Genomic DNA, 6,483 nt, shown 5'->3' on the forward strand with positions numbered 1-6,483 from the left:
GCAGACATCAGGGACAAACCCAGCCACAGTTCGTTATCGCCGCGAATGGCGGCGCAAGCTTGGCCCAAGATTGTGGGCACCAACCTATCGGAGGAGTCATTGCGGTTTCCAGTTGCCGAAACTACTCTTTCCAAGCAGCCGAAATTCAGCAATATGTCGATTAAGTTGAGAAATTGCTCCCAGTAGCGAGCTCGCTGCTTTTCTAACTCTTGTTCGCTTTTGCGGATTTCTTTTTTCAATTCTTCCCGGCGGCGCTGGCGTTTGAGCAAAGTACCGGGATTGCCCCATTGTAGAACCGGGTGAATTTCTAGCTGAGCTTCTAGGGCTGCGATTTTCTGCTGTTGCTCGATCGCCTCTGGACTCGGTTCCGGTGTCGGCAATTCTGGGATCGATGCAGCAATTGAAGCAGTTTCTTCATTTGCCAACCGGCATTGGCCGAGTCTCAGGGGCATTTCCGACGGCGGGTTCAAGGTATCTGCAACGCTCAAGCGAGGTAATTCGGCGTGCAGGGTAGCGACATCGCTAATGGCGACGACATACCAACGGTTATCTTTGCCCAAGCACACCAAATTTGGAGCTTGGCCAGAACCTGCGATTTTGGCAACCAATACGGCGGGTACAGGAGTTGTGTGCGATCGTTTGGCTGTCGGAACGTGCTTGCCTTTGAGACTCATAACCGTGCCGAGCACTGCAAAAGCCACAGCTACGGACATCTCCTTAAATCTGGCTTCTTCAGCTTGCTGCAATAGAATTTTGAGCAAACGTTTGTCTTCTTTGAGTCTTGCCTGCAATTTTTCGTAATGGGCGAGCTCTTTTTCCAGAGTGGAGACATTTCCTCCGGCCGCCAGGGACTGTTCAAGCACCGCCAATTCTGCTTGCAATCGGTCTAATTCTTCTTGCTGCGGCTGCAAGTACAAGGTAGACAGGTATTGACCAAAACTTCGCTCTACCAACTCTTGAGCTTCGTCGAGAGTGTGAGTTTGCAGCAAATTCAGCACCATGCCGTAGCTGGGCGTAAACTGACTGGCGAGGGGGTCGGCTTTGGCTGTGGCCAAATATGAGGCTTCTTTTGCGCCTTCAAAGCGCGTCTGAACTGCGACCACGTGCCCCAGCTTGTCCATGCCCCGCCGCCCCGCCCGACCGGCCATTTGCAGGAATTCTGAAGCGTTTAGCAGTCGGTGTCCCTTGTCGGTGCGCTTGGACAGGGTAGAAATGACTGTGGTGCGGGCGGGCATATTAATCCCGGCTGCTAGGGTTTCGGTGGCAAATACGACTTTAATCAAACCTCTGCCAAAGAGTTCTTCTACTAAACCTTTCCAAGCAGGCAAAATGCCTGCGTGGTGGGCGGCGATGCCTTTTAAAAGTGCTTCTTTTTGACCGAAGCGTTCTGCTTCTGGGTTTCGCTGTAAAAAATCGTCAATGATGCGTTTGAGTTCGGCTGTTTCGGCTTCGTTAACCAGGGAGAAATTGCCGACTTCTGCGACTGCTTGGTCGCACCCGCGACGGCTGAAGATGAAGTAAATTGCTGGTAGCATATCTCGATCGTCCAACCGAGCCAAAACATCGGTCAAACTCGGAGTGGGGATGCTGCCTCTTTCTACTTTTTGCTGCTTCTTTTTGGGGACTAACCGGACATTGGCTCTTTTGCCGGTCTCGTCTAGCAGGGGAAATATCCCTTTTTGATTGGCGAAGTGGAATTGCAGCGGTACTGGCCGAAAGTCTGAGTAGACGAGCTCTGTGGGCCCGTGGACTTTGTTAATCCAGTCTGTGAGTTGTTCGCTATTGGCAACGGTTGCTGAGAGGGCGAGCAGTTGAATTTCGCTCGAACAGTAGATGATCGATTCTTCCCAGACGGTACCGCGCTGGCGATCGTTCATGTAGTGACACTCGTCGAGTACCACGGTTTCGACTCCGGTGAGGGAAGTACCGACTTCTCCGATCGGGGTACCGTAGAGCATATTCCGAAATATTTCGGTAGTCATCACCAAAATCGGCGCATCTCGATTGACGGAGATGTCGCCGGTGAGCAAACCTACGTTGTCGTCTCCAAATTGACTGCGGAAGTCGCGCAGCTTTTGGTTAGACAGAGCTTTGAGGGGAGTGGTATAAAAGACGCGCCGCCCCCTGGATAGTGCTTGATGGATGGCGTATTCCCCGATTAACGTTTTCCCAGAGCCTGTGGGAGCGCACACGACAACGGATTTACCTGCATCGAGGGCGGCGATCGCCTCTCTCTGAAAGTTATCTAGCTCGAATGGAAATATGGTCTTCAGATCCAGCTCTGGGCGGTTCTGGGCAGTGTCTGGCACAAGGATTATTATAAGGTTGCAGGATAAGTATGCTTAAATCTTGCTGAAAGCAAGTCAGCAGAGGACTGTATTGATTTTAAACCTTCGCCACCAAATCGGCTAGGAAGGAATAAGTCTGTTGGCAGTTGGCAGTTGGCAGTTGGCACAATAAAGAAAAAATTTTTGCCTTCTTCACTCTTGCTTCTTCTCTCTTCCTCCTTCCTTTTTCCCTCTTCCTTCTCTATGATTCCAGTTATTTCGACTATTCCTGTGGTGCAGCTTGCTTCGGGCGATCGGCTTTCACTGCAAGTCTATCAGTTCCAAGGTGCCGTTCCTAAAACAAAGGGTTATATCTAGCAGGATATTAACAAAAAATATAAATCAGGAATTAAGCCCCAAGTATTTTGACACGCTATTTATGGCGTAAGGTGTGCAGTGCACACCCTTTTTATAGGGTTTATGCGTAAGTCCTGTCAATCTCAGAAACATCACGGTTTTTTTTATATGAAAATTATCAAAAATCGCAGGTTCCGGCTCCGCATCGCCCTTGTTTTGCCCTTTGTATTGCAGATCGCTGGAACTGTGGGGTTAGTCAGTTATTTGTCTTTTCGCAGCGGTCAAAAAGCGGTTAACGATCTAGCAGCCCAATTACGCAATGAACTCACTGCCCGGATTGATGGAGAATTAACAAAATATCTAGGTAGGTCCCACGATTTTAATCAGTTGAATGGAGCAGCTTTTTCTGAGAATAGTTTTGATATGGTTAATGCCAGCAATGCCAAGCAATTTCTGACCCAGATACAAATTTCTACCTTTATTGATTCATCCTACTGCGGTGACTCCCAAGGGCAGTATCTGGGGGCATCTCGCCTGTTTTATCAAGGTTCTGCAACGGTCGCCATGTCTGTTAGCAATCAAGAGAGCGACTACAATTTTTACTATTATGCTATGGATAGTCGGGGCAATCGGCAGCAGTTGCTAGAAAAACGCCGCCCCTACGATCCGCGCAAACGTCCTTGGTACACTGCCGCCATAGAAGCAAAACGACAGATTTGGAGTGAGGTTTACCTGGATTTTTCCGGCGGATTGCCCACGATTACAGCTAGCGAGCCAGTGTACGATAGTACGGGAAACATCTTAGGGGTTTGTGCCACGGATGTGGTGCTTTTAGAAGATTTAAGGAAATTTTTAGCTAGTCTGGCAATTGGCAAAACAGGTCATGCTTTCATTATCGATCGCAAAGGTTCCATGCTTTCTAGCTCCACCAATGAACCTCTGACTGTGGGCAAAGGGGAAAATGCCAAGCTGGTGATGGCGATTCAAAGCGAAGAACCCGTAGTCAGAGAAACTGCCCAATATTTGCAGCAGCATTTTGGCAGCTTCGATCGCATTGAAAGATCGCAACAAGGCGATTACCTACTCAACGGTAAGCGACAGTTCGTGCAGGTATCCCCCCTCAAGGATGGCAAAGGTATTGATTGGCTGATTGCGGTGGTGATTCCAGAAGCTGATTTTATGGCACAAATCTATGAAAACACCCAAAATACGATCGTGCTAGTTTTAATAGCCTTACTCGTCGCGATCGCGATCGGTATTCTCACTGCCCGTTGGATTACTCACCCATTATTAAAACTTGCTCAGGCATCTCAAGAAGTTGCCAGAGGTAATCTCGACCAAAAAGTTGACGCTGGCTGGATTAAGGAAATTGCTATTGTGGCTGATTCTTTCAACAGCATGACCGACAAACTCAAGGAATCCGTAAAAGCCCTACGCTTAGCTAATGAGGAGTTAGAAAATCGAGTGGAAATCCGCACGGCAGAACTACGCAAAGAAAAGGAGCGATCGGAAAAGCTTTTACTCAATATTCTGCCTGCCAAAATTGCCGAGCGCTTAAAACGGGCAGAATCTCCCACAGAACATTTTGAAGAAGTGACGATTCTCTTTGCTGATATTGTTGGTTTCACAAGTCTCTCAGCCCAAATGGAACCTATGCAATTAGTTGCCGGATTGAACCAAATTTTTTCGGCTTTCGATCAGTTGACGGAAAAGTATGGTCTAGAAAAAATTAAAACCATTGGTGATGCTTACATGGTGGTGGGTGGATTGCCAATCGCCAGTGAGGATCATGCCAGGGCGATCGCGGATATGGCTTTAGAAATGCAGGCTTACATGAAAACCATGCCCAACAATTTAGGAAACTCACTACAAATACGGATTGGCATTAACACTGGTCCCGTCATTGCGGGAGTGATTGGCATCAAGAAGTTTATTTATGACTTGTGGGGAGATGCCGTTAATGTGGCTTCTCGCATGGAGTCTCACGGTAAACCGGGCTATATTCAGGTAACACAGACCACATATTCTCATTTGAAAGATCTGTATGTGCTGGAACCAAGAGGTACTATTTCTATTAAGGGTCGGGGAGAAATGATTACTTACTGGTTAATCGGTCCAAAAAGCTAGAAGCCGAGCGATGCTTCAATTGGGAAGATTGGTTTTGCCAAGTCTCACCTGCCTTTCTAAACGTGTTCCCTCTCTCCGAGTCTTGTCTATGATTCCTGTTATTTCGAGTATTCCTGTGGTGCAGCTTGCTTCGGGCGATCGGCTTTCACTGCAAGTCTATCAGTTCCAAGGTGGGATTCCCGGCAAAAAAGCTTATCTCCAATCTAACCTCCACGGCGCTGAGATTAGCGGTAATGCTGTGATTTACCAATTAATTGAGTTTTTAAGGTCTTTGGACAGCAGCCAGTTAAACGGGGAAATTTGGCTAGTTCCTGTTTGTAATCCTGTGGGTGTCAGTCAGCGATCGCACCATTTTTCCCCTGGTCGCTACAATCTTTATGATGGGGTAAATTGGAACCGGATTTTCTGGGATTTTGAAAAGCAAGGTGAAGATATTCTGGGTTTTGCTAAGTCTCACCTCCATCTCGATGCCGATACTGTTAAAGTTAATTACAGAAAAGCGATTGCTTTGAGTTTTGCGAAAGAGTTGGAAAAAATTAACGCTCCTAGTTGCCGCCCCTACAGCGAATTTTACCGATATCAGCTACAATCTTTGTGTTTGGATGCTGACTATGTGCTGGACTTGCACAGTTCTACGAATCAAAGTTTAGATTACCTTTACTGTTTTAATTCCCGCGAGGAGAGTGCGAAAGCTTTTTTGCTCGATCGCGCAATCTTGATGAACGAGTACGACGGCGATGCTTTTGACGAGGCGTTTCTCAAGCCTTGGCTGGCTTTGGAGAAGATTTTAGCAGAGTTGGGAAGTGCGATTCAATTTGACGTGGAAGCTTGGACTTTAGAATTAGGTTCGGGAATGGAAATGAATCCCGAGTCTGTGGGGAATGGCTTGCGGGGAATCAAAAATTACTTAGCAAGTAAGGGTTTATTGAAAATAGATGGATTTCCTCTCCCACAAACTGCCGCCCATCAAGTTATTTTCACCCCCAAGAATTCAGTGTTCAAATACTACGCGCCGGCGGGCGGTATGATTCAAAATCGAGTGCAATTGGGGAGTTATGTCAAAAAGGGCGATCGGCTTTATCAAATTCTCAGCTTTAATAAGAATGGGGAATTTCCGAGTTTGGTTGATGTTTGTGCTGAGTCGGATGTTTTCATTTTTGATGTTTCCACAAATCAGTCAGTAAATCAAGGAGAGTATGTGTTGTCTGTGATGGCAGATTGAGAAAACCAAGAAACCCGGTTTCTTGAAGAAACCCGGTTTCTGAAAACCTATTGGTAGGGGCTGCCCCCGTGGCTACCCCAATCCCACCAAATGCCTAACAAATCGTGGATGGGTCGGGTCGGCATTCTTGTCACGACAAGAGTCAAAAGGCTGGTTTTCCTGAGAATGAAACAGCCCTGCCTTAAGAAGGGGGGACAAAAGTTTGTAGGGTGCGTCAGTGCGGGGATTCTAGATTGTGGAGAAGATAACGCACACGGACGCACCCTACAATTTAAGGTGACGGTTTATGGTTGAATGAAAATACCGATCGCATTATGAACTCTCGCAGCAGTTGACGGAGGTCGATCGAGCAAACTACCTCCCAAATACAAACTCGTCGAACTTCCCCCATCCAAATTTAAAGCCTCCACAGCACCCATTTGCTGCAATATCTGCGCCAGTTCTGCGAAATTTGGCCCCGCCCCGCCCGCGCGATTGTGCACCGCTACAATCAGCAAATTCCCCGCAGCA

General features: G+C 47.5%; 5 protein-coding genes. 3 read left to right on the plus strand and 2 right to left on the minus strand.

Annotated elements, in window-relative coordinates; translation table 11 throughout:
• The coding region (locus QUA38_RS26555; RefSeq protein WP_333167184.1) for a DEAD/DEAH box helicase at positions 1-2,309 on the minus strand (2,309 nt) is incomplete at its 3' end.
• A 132-nt stretch (positions 2,310-2,441) separates the two neighbouring features.
• On the opposite strand from QUA38_RS26555, the gene QUA38_RS26560 reads away from it, so the two are divergent.
• The 3 genes from QUA38_RS26560 (at position 2,442) to QUA38_RS26570 (ending at position 5,973) form a co-directional block, all read left to right on the plus strand.
• Positions 2,442-2,645 carry a hypothetical protein gene (locus tag QUA38_RS26560; RefSeq protein WP_333167186.1) on the plus strand — a complete coding sequence of 68 codons (204 nt, stop codon included), beginning with the start codon at positions 2,442-2,444 and terminating at the stop codon, positions 2,643-2,645.
• A 147-nt stretch (positions 2,646-2,792) separates the two neighbouring features.
• Positions 2,793-4,751: an adenylate/guanylate cyclase domain-containing protein gene (locus tag QUA38_RS26565; RefSeq protein WP_333167188.1), complete on the plus strand. Its 1,959-nt coding sequence runs from the start codon at positions 2,793-2,795 to the stop codon at positions 4,749-4,751.
• A gap of 88 nt (positions 4,752-4,839) precedes the next feature.
• Positions 4,840-5,973, plus strand: a complete 1,134-nt coding sequence (locus tag QUA38_RS26570) for a succinylglutamate desuccinylase/aspartoacylase family protein (RefSeq protein ID WP_333167189.1) — start codon at positions 4,840-4,842, stop codon at positions 5,971-5,973.
• A gap of 284 nt (positions 5,974-6,257) precedes the next feature.
• On the opposite strand, the gene QUA38_RS26575 is transcribed toward QUA38_RS26570, so the two are convergent.
• Positions 6,258-6,483: phosphodiester glycosidase family protein (locus tag QUA38_RS26575; protein WP_333167191.1), on the minus strand; the 226-nt coding region annotated here is incomplete at its 5' end.

It is taken from the genome of Microcoleus sp. Pol12B4, assembly GCF_036701385.1.
Taxonomy (GTDB): Bacteria; Cyanobacteriota; Cyanobacteriia; order Cyanobacteriales; family Microcoleaceae; genus Microcoleus.